We start from the raw sequence: 25,708 nt of genomic DNA, 5'->3' as shown, positions 1-25,708 counted from the left end.
GTAACCGTCCGCTCAGGACCGCCTTCAAATTTTGGACAGCATCAGGTTAATTTCCGTCGTTATGTACGTCGTTACTGACGTCAACAAGGACGGAGGCAGTGGATGCGCCAGGAGATACTGACGGGTGTTGAGCGTCGGCGACGCTGGTCGCTGGAGCAAAAGCAGGAGATCCTGGCGGCGGTTGGCGTTGACGGGGCGACTGTTGCCGATGTGGCGCGGCGCTACGACATCACGCGCCAGCACATCTACCAGTGGCGCCGCGAGCTACGCCAGAAGGGCCTGCTGGCAGACAGCCGTCCGCAGTTCCTGGCGGTGGATCTGGCCCCGGAGGATCCGGGTGCGGATGCGGGCGGGGCCGGCCTTGTCGAGATCGGACTTTGCAATGGCCGTCGCCTGCGCTTGGCCGGCGATGCCCCGGAGGCGGTGGTGCGGCGCATGATCCGCCTGACGGAGGCGGCATGATCGGCCCGGGCAATGGTGTGCGCGTCTACCTGGCCTGCGGGGTGACCGACATGCGCAAGGGAATAACCGGTCTTGCTGCGGCAGCGGATCAGGTATTGCGTCAGGACCCCTGCAGCCGTGCGGTCTTTGCCTTTCGCGGCCGGCGCGGGGACCGCATCAAGCTGCTGCACTGGGACGGCCAGGGGTTCTGCCTCTACTACAAGGTTCTGGAGCGCGGACGCTTTCCCTGGCCCTCGCCGGCCGATGGCGTGGCGCGCCTGACCTCGGCGCAGCTGGCGATGCTGTGGGAGGGCATTGACTGGCGCCGTCCGGCCTGGACGGCGGCACCCCTGCGGGCGGGCTGATATTTTATCAGAATCAAGGGGATAGTGCTGTTCCTGGGGAGTCGGCTGGGGTAAACTTCTGCCCATGATACCGACGCTGGACAGCCTGCCGGACGACCCGGCCACCCTGAAGGCGATGATCCTCGCCCAGCACGAGGAGGTGACCCGCATGTCGGCCTCGGTGCGGGCCTATGAAAGCCTGGTGGAGGCACTCAAGGCGCGCATTCTGCGCCTGCGCAAGCAGAAGTTCGGCAGCTCCTCGGAACGCATCACGCGCGAGATCGCCCAGCTGGAGCTGGCCCTGGAGGACCTGCAGGTCGCCCACGCCCGCGAGTACGGCGGACAGGCGGAGGGCGATCCGGCCCCGACCCCCGAGAGCGAAAGTACGGACAAGCCACAGGGCCGCCGGCGCGGCCGCCCCCGGGTGGATCCGCAGACACCCCGCACGCGGGAGACCCTGGATCCCGGAGAAGAATGCCCCGACTGCGGCGGACCGCTGCGCCTGTTGGGCGAAGATGTTTCGGAACTCCTGGAGCTGGTGACAGCCCAGCTGAAGGTCATTGAGATCGCGCGGCTCAAGAAGTCCTGCCGCTGCTGCGAGAAGGTGGTCCAGCCCGAGGCACCGAGCCGGCCCATTCCGCGCAGCATGGCGGGCCCGGGCCTGCTGGCCCACATCCTGGTCTCCAAGTTCGACGATCATCTGCCGCTCTATCGCCAGACCGAGATCCTGGCCCGCCAGGGCGCGGAGATCCCGCGCTCGACCCTGGTCGACTGGTGCGGCCAGTCCATGGCCGTGGTCGCCCCACTGGTCGCGCGTATCAAGGACCATGTCCTGGCGGGCGATCGCCTGCATGGCGATGACACCCCGATCAAGGTCCTGGATCCGCGCCGCCCCAAGGCGGCGGCCAGCGCCAAGGCCGTCAAGGAGGGGCGGATCTGGACCTATGTGCGCGATGACCGCGCCTGGGGCTGTACCGACCCGCCGGCGGTGGCCTACTGGTTCTCGCCGGACCGCAAGGGGGTGCATCCCCAGGAGCATCTCAAGGACTTCCGCGGCATTCTGCAGGCCGATGCCTATGCCGGGTTCCGCAAGCTTTATGAACCCGACGCCGAGGGCAAGGTGCGCGTGCGCGAGGCGGCCTGCTGGGCGCATCTGCGCCGGGACTTCCACGACGTCTGGAAGGCCACCGGCTCCAAGTTGGCGGAAGAGGCCTTGAACCGTATCGGGGCCCTCTACGATCTCGAGCGGGCGATATCCGGTCAGGCACCGGAGATGCGTTATCGCCAGCGCCAGGCGCACAGCCGGCCACGTGTCGAGGCCTTCCGCACATGGTGCGAGGCGCAGCTGGCACGTATCTCGGGCAAGAGCGGTCTGGCCAAGGCCATGCGCTATGCCCTGAACCGCTGGCCGGCGTTCACGCTGTTCCTGGAAGACGGGCGTGTTGCCATCGACAACAACGTCGCTGAACGGGCCATGCGGCCCATCGCCATCGGCCGCAAGAACTATCTCTTTGCCGGTTCGGACGCCGGTGGCGAGACCCTGGCCGATGCCATGACGCTGATCGAGGCCGCCAAGCTGTCCGGCCACGACCCGCAGGCCTATCTGGCCAATGTCCTGGCCCGCATCAACGACCATCCGATCAACCGGATCGATGACCTCCTGCCCTGGAACTGGACGAACCCGGCCCTGGCCAAGGCAGCCTGATCAATCAGCAGGATTGCAAGGCGGTACAGAGCGGACGGTTACGAAGAAGCGCTCGCCGGTGAAATACTGGAAATAGGGATCGTTCACCCAGCGCTCGCAGACCGCCTCGTCGGACAGGGCGTAGATCTGCTTGAGCAGCAACAGCCCGATCATGTAGCGCGTCGGCACCGCCGGACGGCCGCTGTCGCGATAGAGGTCGGCCAACTCGCCATCGATCCAGTCCCAGTCGATGCGGTCGGCCAGCTGCACCAGCTCATGGCGCAGGTTGATGATCTGATCCAGCCGCGCCCGGAACAGGTCGTCTGGGCCGTCGCTTTCCTGCTGTCCAGGGCGCCTCAAAACCCCGCCATCCTGCAATTGTGAATACTTGGAGAAGCCCTCAAACCCGCAGGTCACCTGGCTGGGGAGCGTTGTTCACAGGGAACTGTTCAGAGACGAAGGTAGATATATTCCGGTAGGGGGTTGGGGTAGCAAGAGGGCTCAATGCTACAGCATCAAGAAATGCGTAAGGCGCGACTCGTCGGCCTGCACCTCCTCTGGTGTCAGGGTTGCGCGAATCACGCCTTTCTCCATCACGTGCATCCGTTCACAGAGCGCGAGCACCATTTCGGTGTTTTGCTCCGCGAGAACAATCGAAAGTCCTTCAGCTTTGAGCACGGCGATGCGGTTAACCATGCGCTCAATAGCCAGCGGCGCCAAACCCTCCGAAGGCTCATCGAGCAGCAGCAGCTTTGGGCTTGTCATCAGGGTACGAGCGATCGTCAACATCTGCTGCTGGCCGCCGGAAAGATGTCCCCCGTTTCGATGACGCAGTTCTGCGAGGTCCGGGAAAATATCGAAGATACGTTCTTCGGTCCACTCAGAGTTCTCAGGTCGCCAGACGACGTCAAGATTCTCCCAGACGGTGAGCTCAGGAAACACCCGACGGTCTTCCGGTACAAAGCCAATCCCGGAGCGACAAACCCGGTGACTTGCGAGGCCCGTGATGTCCTGGCCTCGCCATTTGATTCGTCCTTTCTTTGGGGGAGTAAGGCCGGCGATGGAGCGCATCGTAGTAGATTTACCAACGCCATTGCGACCCACAAGCGCAAGCACCTCTCCACGCCCGAGGGTGAAAGATACATCGAACAGGATTTGGCTGAGACCATAGAAAGTGGAGATCGACTCGACACTGAGATCAATGGGTGGGTCTGCCAAGATAGACCTCCTGGACTGAGCTGTTCTCTCGAACAGCATCGGGGGAATCCGAAGCGATGACCGCGCCGTGATGTAGCACTGTGATACGGTTAGCGATACCGAACACCATGTTCATATCGTGCTCGGTAAAAAGCAGGGTCACACCGCGGTCCTTCACGATTCTGGTTATGAGAAGGATGCTGTCCTCAGTCTCGCGTGGAGACATTCCTGCTGTCGGCTCGTCCAGCAGCAGGACATGAGGCTCTCCGGCAAGAGCCAGCGCAAGCTCCAACTGCTTCTGTCTTCCATAGGAAAGCTCTCCAGCCACAACCTGTGCTTCATCCTCCAGTCTGACGGTTTCAAGAAGCCGGGCAATTCGCTCATTCTGACTGACCAGGAGCTTCCAGAAGCAGAATTCCTGCTGATCCTTCGCAACCAAAGCGATCTGCACGTTTTCCCAGACTGTCATGCGTGGAAAGACGCTGATGCGTTGAAAGGAACGCCCCAAGCCTCGTCTGACCACATCATGAGGCGCCAAACCTGTGAGCCTTTCGTCGTAAAGCCTAACTTCCCCTGTATCGGCAATGAGATGACCCGTAATCAGATTGAACAGAGTGGATTTTCCTGCCCCGTTTGGGCCGATAACGCCGTGAATATCGCCCATCTTGACGGTCAGGGATACATTGTCTACCGCCGTGAATCCGGAAAAGGTCTTGGTCAGCCCCTTAATTTCCAGCATCAACGCTTTCCTTTGGCCTTCAGTAGGCCAGCAATCCCATTGGGGAAGAAGAACAAGGTAGCGAGAAGAATGATCGCCAAAAGCCCCGGCCAATAGGCGGTGACCTCGAGTGTGAAGCGGCTGAGAACAATCAGTGTCAAGGCGCCAACCATCGGGCCAAAGAAACTGTTCATGCCGCCAAGTACGACCATGATCAGTACCTCAGCCGATTGCAGCCACCAGGCTGAATCGGGAAAGATTGACCGATTGAAGAGAGCAAAGAGCGCCCCCGCGAGGCCGGCAAACGTTCCCGCGATGGTAAAAGCGACCAATTGAACGCGCCGAGTGTGAACGCCGAGAAAGCCGGCCCGGACCTGATTCTCCCTGATGGCCATAAGCGTACGCCCCAAGGGTGAATGTGCCACAATCCAAAGCGCCAGCATAGCAAGGGTGACCATCAGGAGCGTAAAGATGAAGAAGGATGCAGGTGTATCGATCCAGGAGGGGGAAATGACCCGCAATATCCCATCGTCGCCCCCCGTCATGCTTCGCCACTTGAAAACAACCGCCCAAACGAGCTGTCCAAAAGCCAGGGTAAGCATTGAAAAGTAGTAAGACGTGAGGCGAACGCACAGCGAGCCGATCAGGGCGGACAAAACTGCGGTCATCACCAGGGCCGCGGGCATGGCTAGAAGCAACGGGATCTCGTAGGTGCGCAACAGGATTGCGCAGCCGTAGCCGCCAATCGCGAAAAAGGCGGCATGGCCGAAAGAGACCAAGCCCGCGTAGCCGATCAGAATGTTCAAACTGGTTGCGAACAAAGCGAAGATAAGCACCTGGGTGGAGAGGTACATCAGGTATGTGCTGCCACTCAGGGGCAGAAGTGCGAGAAGCCCGACAATCCCGGCGCCGAGCAAGAGACGAGAGCGCGGCATCTTATTCACCTTCACGCTTGCCAAGTAGGCCCCAGGGCCTGAATACTAGAATCGCAACCATGAGAAGATAAACCAGGACTATTTCCCACTCGGGTACGAAATATAAGCCGATTGAACGAAGCTGTCCTATAAGTATCGCTCCTATAAATGCGCCCCAAAGGCTTCCAAGACCTCCAATAATCACTACGATAAAGCACTCCACTATAATCTCGGCATCCATTCCCGGCTTTAGCGCGAGAGCAGGTGCTGCGAGCGCGCCACCTATTCCGGCGAGTGCGGCGCCTGCGGAAAAAACGACAAGATAGACCAGCGGCACATTGATGCCGAGCGCCCCCAAGATCTCCCTGTCCTGCGTCGCAGCTCGGATAATACGACCCCAGCGGGTTCGCTGGAACACAAACCAGATCCCGATCGCCACCACGATTCCGACCAGGCACAGGAACAGTCTGTAGCGCGGATAGTACGCGAGGCCCAGGTCCTGCGCTCCGCGGAGCCCCGGTGGGAATGAAATGGAGAGAACTTGCGTACCCCAAAGGCCGCGAATAACATCGCTGAGCAGTAAAACCAGTGCGAAGGTGAATAGGAGTTGGTATACTTCCTCTCGCCCGTAAAGATTTCGCAACATCAAGCGTTCTATAATGGCCGCGAGAACAGCTAGGACCAGGCCGCTGAGGGCGACCGCGATCCAGAAGCCGCCATCCGACAAGCCAATATGCGACACCGCTTCATAGGCGATATAGCCGCCCAGCATGTAGAACGTCCCATGGCCGAAATTTAGCACCCTCAGTACGCCGAATATGATGCTGAGCCCAGCGGCCACCAGGAAGAGGCTGAGCCCATAGGAAAGGCCGTTCAGAAACTGGATCGTGGCATACATCATGGTGCAGGGACCAAAAGGTGAGATGAATAGAGACCCGCAGCAGCCATTGGCTGCTGCGGGGTGAACGCTCTACTGGAGCTTAATCCATGATGTCGTCGGCTTCGATGTAGCGAACCGGGTCGAGGACCTTGAAGTCGTATTCGTCGCTTTCAGCAATCTGTCCCCAGTATTGGCCACGATTGGCTTGGTGGTCGCTTTCCCGGATGGTTTGCGGACCGATTGCAGACTCGTATGTCAGGCCCTCAAGTGCATCAATCACGGCGTCCGTATCGGTGTTGCCCGCTGCCTCGATGCCTGCAGCCAGCGCCTGCACAGCCATATAGCCGGTGATCGGCCAAGAGGGGGGATAGGGGGTATCCAGCCGCTGCCGAAGCTCTTCCAAATACTCGTTGTGAGCCTCGGTGTCCGGATAGTACCAAACCTCGTAGGAGTTGGCCCAGATGCCGGTTGGCATATCGTCACCCAGCTCTTCAATAATTTCCTGAGAGCCGGGTTCACCCGCGGCAACAAAATGTTCCTTCTGGTCGAAAAGACCAAAGGAGGCTGCTTGCTTGGCGAAGGGAACGAAGAGCCCACCCCAGATGCCGGAGAACACACCTGTACAATCTGAGTTCATCACTTCGGTGATGTATGGCGTGTAATCCGAAACGTCTAGCGCCGGCCATACTTCTGTGACAATCTCCGCTTCTGGATCAAGTTCTTCAAGGTGCGCCTTGAAGCCCTTCAGAAGGTCGTGACCGTAGGAATAATCAAGAAGCATCGTGCAGATCCGCTTCACGCCCAGATCATTCATAATGATCGCCGCGGATCCGCCTTCCGTGTTGGTGTTGGCTGCTGTCCGGAACATGTATTTGTGGAAGTTATCCTCAGACATTTGGATTGTCTTTGGACTAGCGGCTATGTATATGACTTCCTCTTGTAGCGCGACTTCCGAAATCGCCAGTCCCTCACCCGAAGTGAAGCCACCCACAATGAAGTCGGCATTGTCGAGGGTGATGAGATCACGCGCTGCACTGGTTGCGTCAGCCGGAGTTCCCTTGGAATCGCGTGTAAAGGATTCCACTGGCCGGCCGAGAATGCCACCTTCCGCGTTTATCTTGTCGATAATCATTTCGTGGCCAAGGGCGGCCAGAACGCCATTCGTTGCAGCTGGCCCGGTCAAGGGGTAAGCGGCACCGATCCGAATTGGCTCTCCTTCCTGTGCTTGTGCACCGGTTGCCATGACGAGCGCGATGGCCGTCATGCCAAGTAAGGACAGTTTAGATTTCATGCTCATGGCTCATCCTCCCTGATGAGTTTATGGTTAGAACGCCGGTTTTCCCGGTATCTCTACTTTTATGGTATAAAGGGATGTCGAGGCCGCCAGGAACATGATGTCCAGGTCCTGCCCCCCCCAGGTGAAGTTGGCGCACACCTCCGGAACCTGGATAACGCCGAGAATTGCACCCTCGGCATCAAACACGTGCACGCCTCCCGGTCCGGTTGTGTAAAGGTTGCCATCGCGGTCCAGCTTCATGCCATCCGGCGCCCCCTGGCCTGTACCAACTGGCTCGGCGAATACTCTGCCCAGCCCCAGCGACCCATCATCGTGCACGTCAAAGACACGCACATGGCCTTGTTCCGTATCGTTCACGAAGAGAAGGTCTTCATCGGTCGAGAAGCACAGACCATTCGGCTGAGCAAAATCGTCCACCAACAGTGTAAGTACGCCATCGGGCGACAGCCGGTAGACGCCCCGATGCCGGAGTTCGGTCTCCCGGGCAACGCCGAAAAATTCCTTCCGACCGTAGGTGGGGTCGGTGAAGTATATACTGCCGTCACTCTTCACCACGATATCATTGGGGCTGTTCAATTCTTTGCCATCGTAGTGGGTTGCCAGGGTGACGATCGTGCCGTCCAGCTCAGTCCGAGTGACGCTGGAGGTCTGATGGTGACAGGCAACAAGGCGTCCCTGTCGATCATAAGTCAGGCCGTTGGCCATTGCGCTCGGCTGCCGGAATGGCTGCACGCCATCCTTCTGGTCCCAGCGTCGGATCACATTCCCCGGTATATCCGAGAACAACAAGAAGTGCTCGACGGGATGCCACAACGGTCCTTCCGTAAAAAGAAAGCCCGATCCAATTACTTCTAAATTGGCACCAGGAGCGACGATGTTCCGCATGCGGGGGTCGCGAACTTCGACGGTCATGTCTAGCCTCCGGACCAGATCTTCGCGACGGATTTCTCGCCGACAAACCAAGCATCGGCCTCTACTTCATGGAAGACCACCCAAATGGCGTCCCGGGGAATATCCGTGACTTCGCTAACGGCTTCTGTAATACGGTTGGCGACTTCGTTTCGCTTTTCCGCGCTTTGCCCTTTTACCCAATCAACATTGACGAACGGCATTGGAAATCCTCCCACAGTTAGGACGAAAGCACCGCGAATGGTACTGGGCGCCATGATAAAGAGAGGGAGGGTTCGCGCGGAAGCGTGCTGATACGGTTCGGAAGTGCGGGAATCCGCACTTTGAGGGATTCACGGATTCAGTCTGAGCTACAAGATTCAGAGTGGCTCAAGCCCCTGGTGTGACGGATGTCTCTCCCGGTTCGCTCAGTTTCTGGTTGGCTCGCCGCAAGAGGTCCGGGTTTACCAATCCCCGCAGCATTGCAACACAAATGGCGCGTGTGCGCGGATTGAATCCTGCGCTCTCACCCATCCAGCCGGGCTCGCCAGTGCTGACGCCAAGCTTTGCGTAAAGTCTCTGGAGACGGCTTTGGACGCCTCGTGTCGATAGCCCTTGGCGGTGGGCAATTGCCTGGTCGGTGAAGCCCAGAGCAATATCAATGAGCGTGTCATATTCATCATCGGTGAGGGCATCCAGCCAATGCTCTGTGCGAGCCTGTACGTCCCGGATCATGCGATCGACGATGCACTGCCCATCAAGGAACACTCCTTCGATCGCCACTCGCAGTCGCTCACGTGATGTGGATTTCAGCAGATAGCCGTAACTCGCTTCAGATGGCACAATGCGCGCAAGACTGCGCACATAAGCCTCGTCGGCAAAATTGGACCAGAACAGAATACGGGTGGCAGGTTGGTCAGCCCAGATCCTGCGCGCCGCTTCCACACCTGATAGATGCGGCATCTGCAGGTCAAGAACTATGCAACCAGGTCGATGCTCCAATGCCAGCGTTACCGCAGCCTCGCCATCGGTGGCTTCCAGGATATTAACCAGGCCGAGACCGCATTCACTTATCGCATCACGTATAAATGAGCGGTATACGGGGTCATCGTCCGCGATCAGGAGTGGGGCTGTGGTCACAGCGGCAACCAAGCTACGCAATTATCTCAATTGAGGAATCCGGTAGCGGAACGACCAGGCGCAGTCGCGTTCCTCCGCCATTCTTGTTTGATGTCACTGTGATCCTTGCTCCCACAATTGCAGCTCTTATCCGCATGTGGCTCACCCCTCGCGGCGAATGCCAGTCGAGGCCGCCAATACCGTCATCCTCAATATCGATACAACCACTGCCATTCTCCAGCCACATGCGCACAATCAAGGTCTGGCCGCGGCTATGCTGGAGTGCATTGTTAATTCCCTCTTGAACGATGCGGTAAATCAACGTCCGCTCTCCATCGTTCATCTGATCGAAGGCAGCCTTGGTGTCTTCTTCAAAGCGCAGCCGTATGGGTCTTGCCATGCCGCTTCGCGCGCGAATCATGCACTGCTCAACTGCTTCGGCGAAACCAAACAACTCGAGCATCGCTGGTCTCGCATCGTCCACGATTCGCCGAAGTTCGTTAAGGCAGGAAATGACGTCCGCATGAAGTTCGGCAAGCACCGGCTTTAGATCGACGTTGGCGTCTATTCCCGTTGAAAGCTTATGGGCGATGCGCGAAAGGTCCGCGATTGTCTGATCGTGGAGGTCCATGCCAAGGCGTTTTCTTTCACCCTCCAAGTGTCCGGCAAGTTTCAGCAGACTTCCCCTCAGCGCGTCCGCTTCGTTTGCATACTGCAGCGCTCGTCCATGTTCAGTCTTCAATGCAAAAAGGTAAGGTGCTATCAGATCGGCACAGTGTTGTCCGATTATCAAATCGCGTACTGTGTAGGACATCACGGAATGGCGGCTGATGCTAATCGAACCGAAGATTGCCCCCCGCACCCGCAATGGAACGATTATACGGCTGCGAAGAGTGGCGTCATAGATGGGTTGATTGATCGCACCGCTGAAGTGGAAGCGTTTATCTTTGAAGGCGTCACCGGTGAGAATATGCGGTACATGTCCCTTCAATACCGAACGTGCCGGACTGACACCCGTAGGCTTGGGCTCCTTGGCAAAGCTGCTCCAAACGGTACTGACCGGCGTTTCGAAACAGAGGTGATCCCGGCCATCATCCACCAGTATCACCATGTCGAGATGGTCGAAGGGCGATATGGACCTGAGCTCGCCAGCAAGCGCGCTGAGCACTCCTCCGTAACTGCATTCACCTGCAACGACTTGCGGTAGTTGGATCAACCGCTCCAGTGGCAGATCTAGGTGCATGGCAGCCCCCTCTTCCCCGGGCATTTTTCGGGAGAACGAGCTAATCATGATCGGGCGTAAGGAAGAGTGTCAAGGTAGTGTCCAGAATCGTATGGCCCGCCCCGTCGTCCAACCATGCGCATGCGGCCAGGTGCATCGATCCGGAGCGACGCTCGGCACGAGCCAGGCGGAACACCCGCCTGAAGTTTGAGGCGTGGCGAAGTGTGTTCGTGGAAAACTTCTCCTTCTACAGGTGCGCAAGGTCTGGCGGCAGCTGTACTGTGAAGGCTTTGTTGTTGCCTGCTGCACGGTCACGCGATTGATGCAGCGGATGGAGCTCAAGGGCGAAATCCGGTGCAAGGTCAACTCGGACCGACGGTTTCTGTCTTAACAGGTTGAATCTTAGGGCATATCAAGCTTGATGCCCCTTTGCCGGTTCTTGAGGTCGCAAGAGTCGTATTACAGAACCCGCACTTTCTAGGTGTTTGACCAAGGGTTCTATGGAGGTGGGGTCAATCTCGCAGAAAGTTCACTCTTTCAAGCTGTTACGGGCCCCGGTCAACGAAATCCCCCAGGAAGACCGCCGTTCGTTCGGGATGGCGGTAACAGGTGCCGTCATGGCGATAGCCCAGCTTGCCCAGCAGGCGTTCAAGGGCAGAGGCATGGCCGTGAATGTCGCCGATAAGATCGTACAGAGTGGATCTCCTTCATGGGCCTGGGACAGCCATTGGATGTAATGGTGTATGGGAGATAACTGGCCTGCCAGTAGCCTCACTGAATTCTGGTGCAGACAGATGTCGAATGCTACGTATGGCAGTGAAGGCAATCAAGGGGAGTATTCCAGGCATGAGCACTGCCGATACTGACATCCAGAATCTCGGCTCGTTCGTCTGGTCCATTGCCGAGATCCTGCGCGGGGATTTCAAGCAATCCGAATACGGCAAGGTGGTCTTGCCGTTTGTCGTGCTGCGCCGTCTCGACTGCATCCTGGAGGAAACCAAGGATGCGGTCCTGGAGGCCGAGAAAACCCTGCCGGACGGTGTCGATGACGAAACCCGCGACATGATCCTTTTCGGTGCGGCGGGCGGCAAGATCCGGGTCTACAACACCAGCCGCTTTACCTTCGAGAGCCTGAAGGGCCAGGACCCGGGCCAGCTTCACCAGAACCTGATCGATTACATCACGCAGTTCTCGCCCAACGTCCGCGACATCTTCCTCGACAAGTTCCTCTTCACCGACCAGCTCAAGCGCCTGAACGACGGTGGCATCCTCTGGCAGGTCTTCGAGCGCTTCAGCCAGATCGACCTGCACCCGGAGGCCGTGTCGAACGCCGAGATGGGCTACCTCTTCGAGGGTCTAATCCGGCGCTTCTCGGAGATCTCCAACGAAACGGCCGGCGAGCACTTCACGCCCCGCGAGGTCATTCGCCTGATCGTCGACCTGCTGACCGCCAACGACAAGGATGCACTTGGAGGCAGCGGCATCATCCGTACCGTCTATGATCCGGCCTGCGGCACTGGAGGCATGCTGGCCCTGACCGAAGAAGCCATTACCGGCATGAATGACAAGGTCCGTGTCGAACTCTACGGGCAGGAACTGAACCCGGAATCCTTCGCGATCTGCAAATCGGACATGCTGGTGACCGGCCACAACCCGCAACAGATCGCCTTTGGAAATACACTCACCGGCGACGCCCACGCCGGCAAGACCTTCCACTACATGCTGTCCAATCCACCCTATGGCGTGGACTGGAAGAAGTACCAGGACCCGATCAAGGCCGAGGCCGCCGAGAAGGGCTTCGACGGGCGCTTTGGCGCCGGCCTGCCCCGTGTTTCCGACGGTCAGCTGCTGTTCCTGCAGCACATGATTTCCAAGATGCGCGACGACGAGCAGGGCTCACGCATCGGCATCGTCATGAACGGCTCGCCGCTATTCACCGGCGGCGCCGGATCGGGCGAGAGCGAGATCCGCCGCTGGATGCTGGAGAACGACTGGGTCGAGGCCATCGTCGCCCTGCCCACCGACCTGTTCTACAACACCGGGATCCAGACCTATGTCTGGCTGCTCAACAACCGCAAGCCCTCCGATCGCCGCGGCAAGGTGCAGCTGATCGACGCAAGCTCCGAGCGCTTCTGGCGGTCCATGCGCAAGAGCCTGGGCTCGAAACGGCGCGAAATCCCGGATAATGCGCGGGACGAGATCGTTCGCATCTATGCGGCCATGCTGAACGGAGAGGGCGAGGAAGACTGGAGTGACTTTTCCAAGGTCTTCGACACCACCGGTTTCGGATACCGCGAAATCCGGGTCGAGCGCCCGTTGCGCCTGAACTTCCAGATCAATGACGAGCGCCTGGAGCGGCTTCTCGTCGAGAAGGCCATTCAGAAGCTGGACGAAGCCGAACGTCAGGACCTGTTGGATGCGCTGGCCAGCCACATGCCGACGACACTGTTCACGAACCGGGACGCGTTCGATAAGGGCCTGAAGCAGGCCCTGAAAGGTGCCGGCGTGAAGATCACAGCGCCGGTCAGGAAGGCGATCCTGTCCGCGCTTTCCGAGCGGGACGAGGACGCCGACATCTGTACTGACAAAGACGGCAATCCGGAACCCGATAGCGAACTGCGCGACTACGAGCTCGTGCCGCTGTCCGAGGACTGGCGCGATTATGTTGCGCGCGAGGTCACGCCCTTTGTCCCCGATGCCTGGGTGGACGAGAGCTATTGCGATGCGCGGGATGGCAAGGTCGGCCGGGTCGGCTATGAGATCAACTTCAACCGCTATTTCTACAAGTATGTCCCGCCGCGGCCCTTGGAAGAGATCGATGCCGAGATGAAGCAGCTTGAGGCCGAGATTGCTGGGCTCCTGAAGGAGGTGGCGGCGTGATGATTCCAATGAAGTATACCGCGCGTTTCATCAACGGGGCCGCGTTCAAGCCTTCTGACTGGGGAGATCACGGAAAGCCCATCATTCGAATTGCCCAACTTACAGGAGGTGAGTTCGATAACTTTTATGATGGCAGCATACATCCTCGGTATGAAATTGATGATGGTGACCTCTTGTTTTCATGGTCTGCAACACTTGATAGCTTTGAATGGGATAAAGGACCCGCACTTCTCAATCAGCATATATTCAAGGTCGAGCCGAACAGAGGAACATTTCAGAGATTTCTGTATTATAGTCTCAAGCACTATTCAGCGATTTGGGCAGACCTAGATGCTCATGGCTCAACAATGCGCCATATAAAAAAGGAGAGCTTAGGTAATAAAATTTGGCTTCCAGACTTTGATACTCAAGTCGATATCGCAGATTTTCTCGATCGCGAGACCGCACGCATCGATCAGTTGATCGAGAAGAAGCAGCGGCTGGTTGAGGTGCTGCCGGAAAAAGAGAAGGGCGAGATTTCCCGTCTCGTCCTTCGCGGCGCAAACCCATCTGCGCCGCTTCGGGACACCGGAATATTCTGGCGTGGTAATGTGCCAGAGCACTGGACGGAAAGTCGCTTGAAAGCACACTTTCGCATCCAGAAGCGTCAGGGTTTCGACGATCTTACAGTGTTATCTGTTTACCGAGAATATGGCGTAATCGAGAAATCTTCGCGCGATGACAATATCAATAAAACGCCGGACGATTTGTCTAAATATCAGATGGTTGAACCGGGTGATCTAGTCATAAATAAGATGAAGTCTTGGCAGGGTTCGCTGGGTATCTCCATCATCAAGGGCATCACGAGCCCCGACTACGTCGTAATGACACCCTGCGGCGAACATCACGCTCAGTATATGCATCACTTGCTGCGCGCGGTTCCCATGCCAACCGTTTACCATCTGATTTCAAATGGTATTCGTATAGATCAATGGCGCATGGAACCTGATCGTTTTCTTTCCCTGCCCATCTTCTTGCCACCGATTGGTGAGCAAGAACAGATCGCGCAGAGGATTGAGGAAGAACTTCGGCGACTTCGAAATGGCGCAGATGCGATCAACAAGTCCATCAACCGTCTGCGCGAATACCGATCTGCCCTCATCACCGCTGCCGTCACAGGCCAGATCGATGTGACAACATGGGGCAAGCGCGGCGAAACCGACCGGCGTCTGGATAAGGTTGAAGAAGATATGACCATGCCGAATGCCGACAGCCAGATGGCGGCTCAGGCTTGAGAACGCGCGTCGAACAATCTTTTGATCTGGTTTTGATTGAGTGCAGGGGGAAACTAAATGGGAAAACAAAAATACAACCAAATCAATGTATTGTGGCATTACTCGCCCACCCGCTCCCCTTGATTGGGTTTTGATTCGGAGAGTATATGACTGCAAGAAGCGCCAACGTCATCCATCGAGAAGTAGTCCTGGAGGACCACCTGGTTGCCCACCTTGTCGCTAATCAGGGATACCTGGAGCGGTCGCCCGAAGGTTTCGACCGAGACCTCGCGTTGGACAGGGAACTGCTATTGCGGTTCGTGCAGGAAACCCAGCCGGACGAATGGAACAAGCTGGCCGCGCAGTATAGCGCCAGCGCAGAAGCCGAGTTCTTCACGCAGCTCGAGAAGGCGCTGAAGGACCGTGGCACCCTCGACGTCCTGCGCAGCGGGTTGAAGCTGATCCCGAATATCCGCTTTTCCCTCTGTTTCTTCCAGCCGGCCTCGAACCTGAACCCGGTCCTGACGCAGCTCTATGAGGCGAACATCCTGAGCGTGATGCGCCAGGTGCGCTACAGCCGGAAGAACGAAAACGCCCTCGATGTGGTGCTGTTCGTCAACGGCCTGCCGGTGGCCACACTGGAGCTGAAGAACCTGCTGACAGGCGCGACCTTCAGGCACGCCGAGAAGCAGTACAAGACCGACCGCTCACCGGCCGGCGAACCGCTGCTGACCTTCAAGCGCGGCGCGCTGGTGCACTTCGCGGCCGACCAGGACAACGTCTCGATGACGACGCGCCTGATGAACGGAAAGACCCGTTTCCTGCCCTTTAACCGCGGCAGTGCGGAAGGGGGTGCCGGCAATCCCGCGATACCGGACGAGTTCCGCATTGCCTATCTCTACAAGGACCTGCCGGACGGCAAGGCCGTGTTCGGGCGCGAAAAGTGGCTCGCCATCCTCGGGCGCTTCATTCACCTGGAGAAGACCGACGGCAAGGAAACCCTGACCTTCCCGCGCTATCAGCAGCTCGATGCCGTCACCCGGATGATGGTGCATGCTCGCCAGCACGGCCCGGGGCAGAACTACCTGATCCAGCACTCGGCCGGCTCGGGCAAGTCCAACACCATCGGCTGGACCGCCCATCAGCTCATCAACCTGCATGATGCGGGCGACCAGCCGATCTTCAACACGGTCATCATCGTCACCGACCGCATCGTCCTCGACCGCCAGCTCCAGAACACCGTGGCCCAGTTCGAGCAGACCAAGGGGGTGGTGAAGAAGATTGACGGCACCTCGCGCCAACTGAAACAGGCGATCCAGGATGGCGCGCGCATCATCATCACCACGATCCAGAAGTTCGGCACCGAGCACCTGCAGGAGGTGACAGGACAGAAGGACCGCAGGTTCGCCATCCTGGTGGACGAGGCGCACAGCTCGCAGTCGGGCAAGAGCGCCCAGGCGCTGGCTGACGCGCTGACGCGCGAGGCGACCTCCAGCGACGATGTCGAGGACATCATCGCCGCCTATCAGAAGAGCCGCGGGCCGCAGGCCAACATCAGCTACTTCGCCTTCACGGCGACACCGCGGAACGTGACGCTGGAGCGCTTCGGTGTGCCCGGGCCGGATGGCCTGCCCCGGCCCTTCCACCTTTACTCCATGCGCCAGGCGATCGAAGAAGGTTTCATCCTCGACGTGCTCCAGAACTACATGACCTACAAGGCCTATTACGAGCTGGAAAAGGCCATCGAGGACGACCCCGAGCTGCAGGGGCGCAAGGCCCAGCGGCGGGTCGCGCGCTTCGCCTCGCTGCATCCGACGGCCATCAGCCAGAAGGTCGAGGTCATCGTCGAGCATTTCCGTCGCCATGTACGCCACGAACTGGGCGGCAACGCCAAGGCGATGGTCGTGACGCAAAGCCGCGAGCATGCGCTGCGCTATTACTTCGGACTGCGCGACTATATCCAGAAGCACGGCTATCAGGATGTCCAGGCGTTGGTGGCCTTTTCGGGCGAGCTGCGGCTGGATGGTGAAACCTGGACGGAAGCCGAGGTGAACGGCTTTTCCGAGACCGAGTTGCCGCGCCGCTTCGACGGGTCCGAGTACCAGATCCTGATCGTAGCGGAGAAATACCAGACGGGCTTCGACCAGCCCAAGCTCTGTGCCATGTATGTGGACCGCAAGCTGGCGGGCCTGCAGGCGGTGCAGACCCTGTCCCGCTTGAACCGCACCATGCCGGGCAAGGACACCACCTATGTCCTCGACTTCCAGAACTCCATCGAGGACATCCAGGAGGCCTTCATGCCGTTCCACGAGATGACGGCGCTCATGGAGACCTCGGATCCCAACCAGGTCTATGCCCTTGAAAGCCGCCTGCGCACCTTCGGCATCATCGACCCGGAGGAGGTCGAGCGCTTTGCCCGGACCTATTACAAGGGGCCGCTCGACGGCTGGGACCGGATCAAGCTGGAAGGCCTGGTGCGCGAGGCCGTCCAGCGCTTCGAGGCGGAGGAGGACGAAGGCAGACAGGAAGAGTTCCGCCAGCTGCTGAAGAGCTTCATGCGCTTCTACAGCTTCGTCGCCCAGGTCGTGCGCCTTGAGGATACCGACCTGGAGAAGCTGCACGCCTATGCCGCCTGGCTGTATCGGCTGTTGCCGAACCGCGAGGTGCCGCCGGACATCGAGATCACCGACGACATGCTGCGCCTGCAGGCCTTCAAGGTGGAGCAGAAAGAGGCGGGAAGCGCCTCCCTCACGCCCGGCATGTCCGAGCCCCTGCGACCGATCAACGAGTTTGGCGCCAACCCTTATACCGAAGACGAAAAGCGCTCGCTGTCGGAGATCATCCAAAGCTTCAACGAGCGGCATGGCACCGAATTCAGCGAGGAGGACTTCCTGCGCTTTGAGCAGGTGAACCGGGAGATCCTGGATGAGGACATGACCGAGATGATGCGCAACAACCCCCCGGACGTTGTCTTCTCAGCCTATGCACAGGCCTTCTTCCAGGGCGCAATCCGCATGTTCCAGCGCGACAGCGAGATGAAGAGCATCGTGCTGTCAGACGCCGAGGCGCGCGACCAGGCCATCCGGCATTTCTTCGGGCGGGCGTTGAGGGAGGTTAGGGAAGGTGACGGTTCTCGTATGTGACTCTGGCAGCGGTGCTGCGAATGTCCACATTTTCAGAAAACGGACGGAAGGGCATGAGGAACCAGATCTTTGTCCTTCGTGAGGTTGTTCCAATGCTTCATCCAGTAGCGACTGGAATCTTTGATAGATTAAGCTTATGCGCAGACGGGGAAAGCTTCATTTCCGCTAAGCTTTAAATTGTGCATATTTGTGGTAAGCCTTACCAGTTTTAGTTGATTGCGGGCGCAACTTATGTTTGATATTTGAAGGCCATAAGTGACCGCGCCGGATTGATCGGAACGATCGGCAATTTTGTTTATGATCCGGGGAAGGCCACTCTGAAACGGGTGGGGTGAACTGCAAGCTAACACATATTAATCTCGTCAGGAATGTGGGGCGATCTCACGGTCTTTCCGGCCTCTGATCACAAAGGCCGCTATTGGGGTTTGCGGGTAACGCACAGGGAGACCGGCCACGCGCAGGCCGGACGCCGGCGTTATCCCAAGGAAGACGCCGCCAAGCGGGCGGCTCTCGACGCCCTACTGTGGGCCAAGGATAATCTTGGCCGATAGGTATCATACCGCAGCGGTTATGCCCTCATCTTGTCCACAATCTTGGCAGGGCGGATGGCACAAACCCATACCAAATGTTCCTTGATTGTTCTAAGGTGTAAAGATGTCGAAGACTCTCACATCCAGTCAGATGCTCGGGGAGATCGGCGAGACTGCGGTGCGCCACCGGTTTCTCGATATCGGGTTTCAGTTTGATGGGCGCTCGCGCCTGGAGGCTGGCATAGACGGTGTTGCCGAGGTGATGGATGAGGGCAAGCCGTTGGCGCGAATGATCGCCGTACAGGTGAAGGCGACCGAATCGGGGACCTATACCGCTGAGGACGATGAGGGGTTCACCTATTTACTGAAGCGCAAGGACCTCGAATACTGGCGTCCCTCAAACCTGCCGGTCATCATCGTGCTCTATCGCAAGTCCGATGAGACCTTCTATTGGCAGGAAGTTCCCAGCGGCGTCACGGAAGGAGACCGCCGTCTCCGGTTTGACAAGCAGCGCGATGTCCTCGACCGGAACGCGGTCAATCGGCTGGCTGCGCTGACAGTCCCGAAGGCCGGCTTCGGCTATTACGTTCCGCCGCTTGGCGGCGGCGAGGACGCGCTGGTCAATATCCTGCCGATTACCATGCCCCCTGAGATTTACGTGGCCTCGACGCCACATTCGGGGCCGAAAGCGGCGGCGCTTCTGCTTGAGGGCGAGGAACCGGCACGGTTCGACTGGGTGATCAACGGCGGGTCGTTCTGGTCGTTTCATGATCCCCGGGCATCGCCGTGTCGGGATATTGTCGACTTCGATCAGGTCGAAGCCATCGAGACCGGCTATCTGGCGTTTCACGAAGACCTGGACGAACAGAACAAGTTCGCCTTTCTCCTGCGGAAGACCTTAAGGCATCAGACCCGCGAGAACCTGAACTGGGAGAAAGAACGCAAGCTGCTGTATTTCAGGGCGCTTGAGAAGAACGTTCCGCGCCGGTTCCATTATGAGGCTTCGCGGAACAAGACCCATGCGGATGTCGTCAATGTCATTACCAGCAAGAAGGAAGAGGACCGTGTAGACTTTGTGCGGCACCATGCATTTGCGCCGCGGTTCGAGCTGCTGGATGATCAGTGGTTCCTGGTCGTAACCCCGACCTACTATTTCACGACCGACGGCTTTACGCCGCATTCATACCCGCAGGCGCTGCTTGCCGGAAAGAAGCGCATGGACAACAGCGCTTCGCTGCGAGGACAGGTGATCATGTGGCACCGCGTCCTGACACAGAAGGAGCGTGCCGCCGGTGATCTGTTCGGGCGGGATGCCGAACCCGAGCTGTGTTTGCAGTTCGAAGCGCCGCCGCAGATCACCCTCGATACGCGGGTGCCGGAAGATGTATGGGGCGCGCCCCGGAAGAAAGCGGAAGAGCCTGACAACCAGGAAAGGCTCGCGGTCTGATGGATTTCGAAAACAGGATATTCGACGAGCCGGAACTGGAGTTTGGTGATCAGCACCATCATCCCGATCCGCGGCTGGGGCTTGTCGAAGCCGGTCCCCTGCAGCCGCCTCTGGGCGAGGTGGTCCGGGTCGGCGTCGTCGGCAGCGCCAAAACCGTCGAGAGCACGCAGAGCTACCTGACTGCCGTATCAACCGGCATCAAGGGCAAGACCGAAAAGCACCCCAATCTTCATCCGGACTTTCCGGGACTCGGCAATCAAAATCCGTTCCGCTGCCGGTTCGAGATACCGGACGGTGCGACAGCCGCGCTGTCCCAGAGCCGGATCGATAAAATCACCAGGGAACCCGACCATCAAAAAGCGGTCGAAATGGCGGTCGGGGAGATCGTTGCGCTTCTGCAGACGCTCGATGACAGCGGCGAGCGGCCGGACGTGGCTATCATCGCGCTGCCGGTGGCGCTGATCGAGCGCGTCTGGAACGCCAAGGTCGATTCAAAGAGCACCATCGAAAAGGAAGACAGCGGCGGTTCCGATGCCCCGAATTTCCGCGGGCTGCTCAAGTCCCGGACCATGGGCCTGAACTTCCCGATTCAGATCGTCTGGGAAGACGTGATCGACGAGAAGGCGTCGATTTCCCGGAAGGTCAAGGAAAGCCGCGACCGCGATATTCAGGATCAGGCTGACCGAAGCTGGAACCTGATGACGACGCTTTATTATAAGGGCAGCGGCCGCATCCCCTGGCGCCGCATGCCGCGCGAGGCCGAATATGCCGCCTGCTATGTCGGGATCAGTTTCTACCGAGAAGCCGGCGGCCAGCAGCTCTTCACCAGCGCGGCGCAGATGTTCGACGAACGCGGGCGTGGTTTCATCCTCAAAGGCAAGCGGGCGCAGACCGAGAGCCGCGGCCGGCATCCCTACATGACCTTTGACGATGCCTATGAGCTGACCTCTCACGTGCTCAAAGCTTACAAGAACCACCACAAGCATTTTCCGGCGCGGGTGATTGTGCTCAAGACCTCGCGCTTTCGGGGCGATGAGGCGGATGGCATTCTGAAGGCGCTCGAAGAGGCCGGCACCGAACTCCGGGACCTGGTCTGGGTCCAGGAATCCTACGCGGTGAAAATCTTGCGCGACGGCAATTACCCGGTCCTTCGCGGCACGTTCGTCAACCTGGCGGGCAAGGGCCTGCTCTATACGAACGGCAGCATTCCCTATTACGGTACCTATCCGGGCCAGTACGATCCCCGGCCTTTGCTACTCTGCCCGCACGAAAGTTGCGACAGCACGGTTGCCCAGATTGCCGAGGAAGTGTTTTCGCTGACCAAGATCAACTGGAATTCCACCCAGATGAACCAGCGGCTTCCCATTCCGATCCGGGCGGCTCGCAAGGTCGGCGAAGTCCTGAAATATATGGACGACGGCCAGACGGTCAGCACCGACTATCGGAGATACATCTAGCGGATGGAGCATGAACTTAACAACCTGGCTACGGAGTTGTTCAGGACCTTTGCTCGTTTTGAGTATGCGCTGAAGGCCGCCGGGTTTCACAAGGGTAACGGGGCGGCTGACGCAAACTGGCGTGAGTTTGCCGTATCCGTTGCCGCGCTTTTTGACGATCCGCAAGATGAAGATTTCAAAGAAGCGATCGCCTATATATTAGACCATCCCCCGAACAAGCAGATGGTCGAAGACGGTGTACTCAGTTGGGATGCGGCTGTTCCCCAAACTGATTTGCAGTCCGACCGTGTCCTTATCTATGTGCGGCGGGTGAGGAACAATCTTTTTCATGGCGGCAAGTTCAACGGCCGCTGGTTTGCGCCTCAACGAAGCGTTGAACTATTGCGTCATTCGCTTACGATACTGAATGCCTGTCTAGCGGCGTCCGAATCTGTAAACGAAGCTTATCATAGTTGATGTTTGTATGCTCGATTGGAGCTCAATCGGGTTCTATCCTGCTAGATGTGGATTCTCTTCCCGAATACCATTCTTCACCGGATAGGCGGCGAGGTCGTCTGTCGGAGCGGGCCGGAGCAGATTTTCCCGCGGTTCGGCAATCCATGCATCATGCTCTTCCGGAGTCAGGATCACCGTCGAGGGGGAGAACAAACAAGGAAAATCGTGAGGCAAGTCTGTCACGCTTGTATAAGGCGAAGCCCTTGTCTGCCCTAGGGGGAAGGGGGGATAATATTAAGATATCCGCACCCCTTTGAACCCGGTATATCCTAGGGTTTCTGCCCCGAACGGCGGAGCCGTTCCCCCTTTTGCTGGGCAAAAGCGAGCCGCGAAATCGCACAAAACTCCGACAACCTGATTATATAATTATAATCAATGGTTTAGTATGTATTCTTGGTGAAATGTCCTTCTGGGCCCAGAGTTTGGGGTCGGATTGGTGGCAGGTAAGCAAGGCGCTCAACGACTGCGCTGAGTGCGCAATTCCCTGGCAGCCATCTCACCAGCCGCTCGGATCGTATCACTTGCCTTCCTGCTCGCAAGGATCGCGTTTGCTCGCTCTGTATACTCGTCCCGCGTTTTCGGACTGTTGTGCCTAAGGAGCAGTGTCACCAGATCAGCGCGCTCGGGCTCCAGCTCGAGCAGGGTGGTCGCAGAGGCATGTCGCAGGATGTGCGGAGACACGGGCACGCCCAGCTTGTCCCGGCAGAGCTCGCGCATGGCGGCATAGAGGGTTGCGTCTACGACGGGCGTTCCCCGCGCACTGATGAAGAGCGATGATACGCCTTCTTGAGCATATCTCGGTCGCCATTCCTCACACCAGTTCCGTAGCACATCAACCACGCCGTCAGGGATACACCAACTATGGTCCTGTCGGGTCTTGATCTGTGATGCATCGAAGTGGACGGCCCCGCCTTCCAGATAGATCTGGTCCAGCTGCAAACTGCAAAGCGCACGGCGGCGTTCGGGGACATACAGCCCGAGCAGGATGAACATGCCCGTTCGATATAGCTGAGCGCCTTTCCAGCCCGTCAGATCGCCTGCTTCGCGTAATGCGGCATCCGCGACCCACAATAGGTCGATTGCGGAAACGAGGAGATCATGTCGCCGTTTCGGTGAACCGGCGGCAATGGGAAAGAGATTGGCCCGGGTCTGATAAAGCCAGTCCAGCTCTCCTGATTTGATGCGTTCAGGGTAGACCACCTTGGCGACTTCGATGAGCTGATGAATGTAGCCGTGCAAGGTGCGTGGTGACGCTGTCCCTTGGTTTTCACGAATGAAGCGCTTCACTCCGGTCGAGGTGAGGAGACAGACAGCGTCTTCCGGAAGGCCGGCCTTGCGAACCACTTCAAGATAGCGGCTAAAGATCCGGGCATAAGTATAGCGTGACTCCGGTGCCCAGCTTAAAGGCCCCCAGTGCGGGTCATGCGCTTCGCGCCAGGCCTGACCGGCGTCTGCCGGCCAGGTCATGGTTTCCTGTATCAATTGGTCGGTGGTTGTGGGACGGCGGTTGATCGCGGTCATGATGCATGTCCTTTCCGCTTGAGCATGAGGCGTGCGCTTTGGCTGGCCTCGTCCAGAATCTCATGCCAACGGCGCTGGACGAGGATCTGCTGGACTTCCGCATAGTAGCTTTCCGTGACCTGTCGGCTTTTGTGCCCGAGCAGGTTCTGAACCAGGTCCATCTGCGCTGGATCACTGTCGAGCAGTATCTTTGCGGTCAAATGACGCGCTAAATGCAGATTCATCCGGAACCCGCCGTGCTTCTCGTTGATCTTCCGAAAATGCGCGTTCAGGAGCTCCTTGGCGCGATGCTGATTCCCGTGGGCCGGAAACAGGAACACGTTGTCCGGATCGGCACCGACCGACCTGGCGAGGAGGGGACGGACCTCCTGGATCCACCAGCGCAGGAGACTCACGGCTTCCTGATCCAGCTCGATGTCGATCTGGCGCTCATTCTTGACTTGCTCGGCCTCGATGGTGATGCGGCCTTTGCCGCGGCCTGCTGGCGGCAAGGTGACTTGCGGACTGGGGCCTGAAATACGCAAGCCGGCGAGATTTTTGCGGCGCAATGGGGCGCACCGCAGAATGCGATGAAGCACAGCGACCAGGGCGAGATTTATCGCCTCGAGATCCTTGTCGGATCGCGCCAGCCGGGCCTTGGCCTGGGTGACCAAATGCTCTGGAAGATTGTACCATGTGACAATCGCAAGGGGATCGTTGAACTGCCTGAGACGCTCTTTGTGCCGCGCTCCCATCTTGTAGTCCTGGTAACGCCGCTTGGTCTCGCCCATGGCGTTTACGTGTTTGCCGAGCAGATGCGGGTCGACGTGATCGCGCATGAGTTGGAGCTTGTTGATGTGCTCTTCAGGACAGAGATCATAACGAGCCCAGGCGATGGCAGACGTCAGAATGGCTTTCTTGTAGATGCCTTTACGTGATGGCTCCTGGCCTTTGCTGCGGGCTGCCTGACGTGCGTCCATATCCCTGACCACAGATGTCAGGGTCTCGCGCGTCGTGACGTCGGAAAGCCGAGCAGGGTATGCACCGGTTTCTTCAAGGTGCGCCTTCACGCAGATGAGCCAATGCTGTCTCAGGCTTTTCAGGCTTGTTTCACCATAGCTTCCCGTGATGTCCGGAGCGGCTTGATCGAGACCTGCACCAGCAAAGGGGTCAGAGTTGCCCTCAGGGGGCACCAGGTCTGCCAGGTCCTCGGGTTTGTCCGTCTTGCGCATGGCGGCCACAAAGTCATGCCAGAGCTGCTGGGTGCCTTTGGGGAGGTCTTCAAAGTGCGCCGAGACCCGACCTGAATTGCCATCAGAATAGAGGCGGGAGAGCTGTGAACTTGGCCAACCGGACACGTGCTTTTGCAGACGTTCCCAGGAATACACCGTGGCCCGGGCGCGCTTGAAGGGGCCTTCAACCTCGTGCGCTTCAAGATAGGCCAGGAGGTCCTGGATGACGGAGTCATCCACATCGTCCGGGCACAAGTTGCGCTGCCAGCAGTAATCGACAAGCGACCAGATTTTCGCGAGATCACCCTGGAGTTCCGGATGATCCTTTCGGACCTTGTCGGTCAGCACACGCCAGGGTCCGCTGAGGGCGTCGGCAGACAGGCGGGTGTGTCGATGGAAATCCACAGCACGGACCCCGCGCAATATACGCGCGCGTAAGGTTCCGTATGATTTCTGGGTCACACCGAAATCCGCGGCACTCATCTTCGCGAGCTCGGCTTTGATACTCCGTTCGACAGCGGGAATCGCTTCGGGCGTTCGGTTTCTGGCTTCCGCGTATCGCTGCAAAGCGCCGATGATTCGCCCGCATTCCCGTCCCCACGGCTGTTCCCGGGCAACGGTGATGGCATCGGCCAGAGTTGCCTGGCCTTGGCGGATCCGGGTGCAAACGTCGGACGATAGGCCCGGCAGATCGTCGACGTGCCGAAGGGCGCCGGCTTCATCGCTGCGCGCGCGCCTGGGCAAGGTCGTGCCGACGTTCTCGACGTAGGTCTGCCTGATATCTGCTGTCTCAATGGTCTCCGGCGCCTGATCCATGACCTCGTGGATACGCCGACAGGCACGGCGTGCGGCAAGCTGCACGCCGCGGGAAGGAAAGTGATCTCCGAAGACCTGACTGCGAACATCGTATGTCGCGAGGCTTTGTGTTTCTGTCATGTTGGACTCCTGTTCATCTCCGTGTGGTGGGGGTCATCGCCCGAGCAGCGACCCCCACCACGCGGTGTGTTCTTGTTTCCCTGGTTTTGTTGGACTGTGGTGGACAGGTGTGGACTGCGGTGTCTCGGGGT

Annotated in this window: 21 protein-coding genes and 1 pseudogene; 9 read left to right on the top strand and 13 right to left on the bottom strand. The window is 58.5% G+C overall.

Annotated features, from left to right (window positions below):
- Positions 1-102 precede the first annotated feature (102 nt).
- The 3 genes from tnpA (at position 103) to tnpC (ending at position 2,490) form a co-directional block, all read left to right on the top strand.
- Complete coding sequence (tnpA, locus tag G502_RS0104975; RefSeq protein ID WP_022727560.1) at positions 103-462, top strand: IS66-like element accessory protein TnpA; 360 nt, start codon at positions 103-105, stop codon at positions 460-462.
- Entirely contained in the window at positions 459-806 is a 348-nt protein-coding gene (tnpB, locus tag G502_RS0104970; protein WP_022727559.1) for an IS66 family insertion sequence element accessory protein TnpB, read from the top strand. The genes tnpA and tnpB overlap by 4 nt, the downstream gene beginning before the upstream one ends.
- A 64-nt stretch (positions 807-870) precedes the next feature.
- The gene (gene tnpC, locus G502_RS0104965; RefSeq protein ID WP_022727558.1) at positions 871-2,490 is read left to right on the top strand and encodes an IS66 family transposase; all 1,620 of its coding nucleotides are present in this window, start codon (positions 871-873) and stop codon (positions 2,488-2,490) included.
- A gap of 42 nt (positions 2,491-2,532) precedes the next feature.
- Here the strand turns inward: tnpC and G502_RS0104960 are convergent.
- From G502_RS0104960 to G502_RS22880, 11 genes and pseudogenes are all read right to left on the bottom strand, one after another.
- Positions 2,533-2,829: pseudogene (locus G502_RS0104960) on the bottom strand (transposase); the annotation flags it as partial.
- A 147-nt stretch (positions 2,830-2,976) separates the two neighbouring features.
- Entirely contained in the window at positions 2,977-3,687 is a 711-nt protein-coding gene (locus tag G502_RS0104955; RefSeq protein ID WP_022727556.1) for an ABC transporter ATP-binding protein, read from the bottom strand.
- On the bottom strand, positions 3,668-4,405 hold the full coding sequence (locus G502_RS0104950; RefSeq protein ID WP_022727555.1) for an ABC transporter ATP-binding protein: 738 nt from the start codon (positions 4,403-4,405) through the stop codon (positions 3,668-3,670). Before G502_RS0104950 ends, G502_RS0104955 begins: the two co-directional genes overlap by 20 nt.
- Positions 4,405-5,319: a branched-chain amino acid ABC transporter permease gene (locus G502_RS0104945; RefSeq protein ID WP_040487508.1), complete on the bottom strand. Its 915-nt coding sequence runs from the start codon at positions 5,317-5,319 to the stop codon at positions 4,405-4,407. Before G502_RS0104945 ends, G502_RS0104950 begins: the two co-directional genes overlap by 1 nt.
- Position 5,320: 1 nt before the next feature.
- Positions 5,321-6,199, bottom strand: coding sequence for a branched-chain amino acid ABC transporter permease (locus tag G502_RS0104940; protein ID WP_026989084.1), 879 nt, complete (start codon positions 6,197-6,199; stop codon positions 5,321-5,323).
- A 79-nt stretch (positions 6,200-6,278) separates the two neighbouring features.
- Entirely contained in the window at positions 6,279-7,475 is a 1,197-nt protein-coding gene (locus tag G502_RS0104935; RefSeq protein WP_081649680.1) for an ABC transporter substrate-binding protein, read from the bottom strand.
- 27 nt (positions 7,476-7,502) lie between these two features.
- Positions 7,503-8,387 (bottom strand): SMP-30/gluconolactonase/LRE family protein, encoded by an 885-nt coding sequence (locus G502_RS0104930; protein ID WP_022727553.1) that lies wholly within the window; start codon positions 8,385-8,387, stop codon positions 7,503-7,505.
- 2 nt (positions 8,388-8,389) lie between these two features.
- Complete coding sequence (locus tag G502_RS0104925) at positions 8,390-8,587, bottom strand: tautomerase family protein (protein ID WP_022727552.1); 198 nt, start codon at positions 8,585-8,587, stop codon at positions 8,390-8,392.
- 166 nt (positions 8,588-8,753) lie between these two features.
- Complete coding sequence (locus tag G502_RS0104920) at positions 8,754-9,515, bottom strand: response regulator transcription factor (protein WP_022727551.1); 762 nt, start codon at positions 9,513-9,515, stop codon at positions 8,754-8,756.
- Between the two features lies 1 nt (position 9,516).
- The gene (locus G502_RS18700; RefSeq protein WP_162140946.1) at positions 9,517-10,725 is read right to left on the bottom strand and encodes a sensor histidine kinase; all 1,209 of its coding nucleotides are present in this window, start codon (positions 10,723-10,725) and stop codon (positions 9,517-9,519) included.
- 524 nt (positions 10,726-11,249) lie between these two features.
- On the bottom strand, positions 11,250-11,378 hold the full coding sequence (locus G502_RS22880; protein WP_281170011.1) for a hypothetical protein: 129 nt from the start codon (positions 11,376-11,378) through the stop codon (positions 11,250-11,252).
- Between the two features lie 172 nt (positions 11,379-11,550).
- Between G502_RS22880 and G502_RS0104905 the strand changes: the two genes are divergently transcribed.
- The 6 genes from G502_RS0104905 (at position 11,551) to G502_RS0104875 (ending at position 21,870) form a co-directional block, all read left to right on the top strand.
- On the top strand, positions 11,551-13,584 hold the full coding sequence (locus tag G502_RS0104905; protein ID WP_022727548.1) for a type I restriction-modification system subunit M: 2,034 nt from the start codon (positions 11,551-11,553) through the stop codon (positions 13,582-13,584).
- Positions 13,584-14,858: a restriction endonuclease subunit S gene (locus tag G502_RS21330; RefSeq protein ID WP_022727547.1), complete on the top strand. Its 1,275-nt coding sequence runs from the start codon at positions 13,584-13,586 to the stop codon at positions 14,856-14,858. The genes G502_RS0104905 and G502_RS21330 overlap by 1 nt, the downstream gene beginning before the upstream one ends.
- Positions 14,859-15,004: 146 nt before the next feature.
- Entirely contained in the window at positions 15,005-17,980 is a 2,976-nt protein-coding gene (locus tag G502_RS0104895) for a type I restriction endonuclease subunit R (protein WP_022727546.1), read from the top strand.
- Between the two features lie 654 nt (positions 17,981-18,634).
- Positions 18,635-19,957 carry a DUF4365 domain-containing protein gene (locus G502_RS0104885; RefSeq protein WP_022727544.1) on the top strand — a complete coding sequence of 441 codons (1,323 nt, stop codon included), beginning with the start codon at positions 18,635-18,637 and terminating at the stop codon, positions 19,955-19,957.
- On the top strand, positions 19,957-21,414 hold the full coding sequence (locus tag G502_RS0104880) for an argonaute/piwi family protein (RefSeq protein WP_022727543.1): 1,458 nt from the start codon (positions 19,957-19,959) through the stop codon (positions 21,412-21,414). The genes G502_RS0104885 and G502_RS0104880 overlap by 1 nt, the downstream gene beginning before the upstream one ends.
- Before the next feature lie 3 nt (positions 21,415-21,417).
- The gene (locus G502_RS0104875; protein WP_022727542.1) at positions 21,418-21,870 is read left to right on the top strand and encodes a hypothetical protein; all 453 of its coding nucleotides are present in this window, start codon (positions 21,418-21,420) and stop codon (positions 21,868-21,870) included.
- A gap of 495 nt (positions 21,871-22,365) precedes the next feature.
- On the opposite strand, the gene G502_RS0104870 is transcribed toward G502_RS0104875, so the two are convergent.
- Entirely contained in the window at positions 22,366-23,430 is a 1,065-nt protein-coding gene (locus tag G502_RS0104870; protein WP_022727541.1) for a tyrosine-type recombinase/integrase, read from the bottom strand.
- Entirely contained in the window at positions 23,427-25,577 is a 2,151-nt protein-coding gene (locus G502_RS0104865) for a site-specific integrase (protein WP_022727540.1), read from the bottom strand. The genes G502_RS0104870 and G502_RS0104865 overlap by 4 nt, the downstream gene beginning before the upstream one ends.
- Positions 25,578-25,708: the final 131 nt, after the last annotated feature.

The sequence above is a fragment of the Fodinicurvata sediminis DSM 21159 genome (genome assembly GCF_000420625.1).
GTDB classification, from domain to species: domain Bacteria; phylum Pseudomonadota; class Alphaproteobacteria; order Kiloniellales; family DSM-21159; genus Fodinicurvata; species Fodinicurvata sediminis.
This window is presented reverse-complemented; position numbering and strand designations above follow the sequence as displayed.

Excerpts from the sequence above, each read along its gene's own strand:
- tnpA (WP_022727560.1), top strand. The coding sequence starts at position 103 with ATGCGCCAGGAGATACTGACGGGTGTTGAGCGTCGGCGACGCTGGTCG.
- tnpB (WP_022727559.1), top strand. The coding sequence starts at position 459 with ATGATCGGCCCGGGCAATGGTGTGCGCGTCTACCTGGCCTGCGGGGTG.
- tnpC (WP_022727558.1), top strand. The coding sequence starts at position 871 with ATGATACCGACGCTGGACAGCCTGCCGGACGACCCGGCCACCCTGAAG.
- G502_RS0104950 (WP_022727555.1), bottom strand. The coding sequence starts at position 4,405 with ATGCTGGAAATTAAGGGGCTGACCAAGACCTTTTCCGGATTCACGGCG.
- G502_RS0104945 (WP_040487508.1), bottom strand. The coding sequence starts at position 5,319 with ATGCCGCGCTCTCGTCTCTTGCTCGGCGCCGGGATTGTCGGGCTTCTC.
- G502_RS0104940 (WP_026989084.1), bottom strand. The coding sequence starts at position 6,199 with ATGATGTATGCCACGATCCAGTTTCTGAACGGCCTTTCCTATGGGCTC.
- G502_RS0104935 (WP_081649680.1), bottom strand. The coding sequence starts at position 7,475 with ATGAGCATGAAATCTAAACTGTCCTTACTTGGCATGACGGCCATCGCG.
- G502_RS0104930 (WP_022727553.1), bottom strand. The coding sequence starts at position 8,387 with ATGACCGTCGAAGTTCGCGACCCCCGCATGCGGAACATCGTCGCTCCT.
- G502_RS0104925 (WP_022727552.1), bottom strand. The coding sequence starts at position 8,587 with ATGCCGTTCGTCAATGTTGATTGGGTAAAAGGGCAAAGCGCGGAAAAG.
- G502_RS18700 (WP_162140946.1), bottom strand. The coding sequence starts at position 10,725 with ATGCACCTAGATCTGCCACTGGAGCGGTTGATCCAACTACCGCAAGTC.
- G502_RS0104905 (WP_022727548.1), top strand. The coding sequence starts at position 11,551 with ATGAGCACTGCCGATACTGACATCCAGAATCTCGGCTCGTTCGTCTGG.
- G502_RS21330 (WP_022727547.1), top strand. The coding sequence starts at position 13,584 with ATGATTCCAATGAAGTATACCGCGCGTTTCATCAACGGGGCCGCGTTC.
- G502_RS0104895 (WP_022727546.1), top strand. The coding sequence starts at position 15,005 with ATGACTGCAAGAAGCGCCAACGTCATCCATCGAGAAGTAGTCCTGGAG.
- G502_RS0104885 (WP_022727544.1), top strand. The coding sequence starts at position 18,635 with ATGTCGAAGACTCTCACATCCAGTCAGATGCTCGGGGAGATCGGCGAG.
- G502_RS0104880 (WP_022727543.1), top strand. The coding sequence starts at position 19,957 with ATGGATTTCGAAAACAGGATATTCGACGAGCCGGAACTGGAGTTTGGT.
- G502_RS0104875 (WP_022727542.1), top strand. The coding sequence starts at position 21,418 with ATGGAGCATGAACTTAACAACCTGGCTACGGAGTTGTTCAGGACCTTT.
- G502_RS0104870 (WP_022727541.1), bottom strand. The coding sequence starts at position 23,430 with ATGACCGCGATCAACCGCCGTCCCACAACCACCGACCAATTGATACAG.
- G502_RS0104865 (WP_022727540.1), bottom strand. The coding sequence starts at position 25,577 with ATGACAGAAACACAAAGCCTCGCGACATACGATGTTCGCAGTCAGGTC.